Here is a 671-nt window from a genome sequence, read left to right as displayed (position 1 = left end):
GACCAGACCTTCTTCCCCACGTTGGGCGAAACCCCTTATCAGCAAGACGCCGGCATGCTGGCGGAGCATTCGGTCGTCAGCCAGTTCTCCCAGCGTTTCAGCACCCGTACCAGCAAGGTCACCCACCGGGACTATGACCTGAAGCGCCCCAGCCTGTTGCTGGAAAGTCGCTTCACTGCCGAGTTCCGCCCTGAACTTGAAGACTATCGCTACCCGCAGTTATTCGAGAGCGAAAAACGCGGCAAGCAACTCGCTCGCCAGGCCTTGGAACGGCACCGAACCGATTACCAATTGGCCGAGGGCGAAAGCGACCAGCCGACCCTGCGCAGTGGCCACTTTTTCAAGCTGACCGAGCACCCGCGCGAAACGTACAACGATCTGTGGCTGCTGCTCGGTGTGACCCACTCGGGAAAACAACCCCAGGTGCTGGAAGAGTCAGTCACCAGCGCGACCGAACCTGAGGACGGTTTTACCCAGGGTTATTGCAACAGTTTCAGCGCGATTCCCTGGGACGTGTTTTATCGGCCACCGCTGCCGGCACAAAGACCGGCGCTGGTCTGCCAGACCGCCCGCGTCACCGGCCCGGCCGGCGAAGAGATCTACTGCGATGAATATGGTCGCGTCAAAGTCGAGTTTCACTGGGACCGGGCCGAACGCGACAGCGAAAAAAG

1 protein-coding gene is annotated in these 671 nt (G+C 60.2%); it reads left to right on the top strand.

What is annotated here, in order from left to right; all coding sequences use genetic code 11:
- Positions 1 to 671, top strand: a 671-nt coding sequence (gene tssI, locus AC1DIG_RS29280) for a type VI secretion system tip protein TssI/VgrG (RefSeq protein WP_477770108.1), incomplete at both ends; no start/stop codon positions are given.

The sequence above is a fragment of the Pseudomonas sp. 05N431 genome (assembly GCF_056397005.1).
This window is presented reverse-complemented; position numbering and strand designations above follow the sequence as displayed.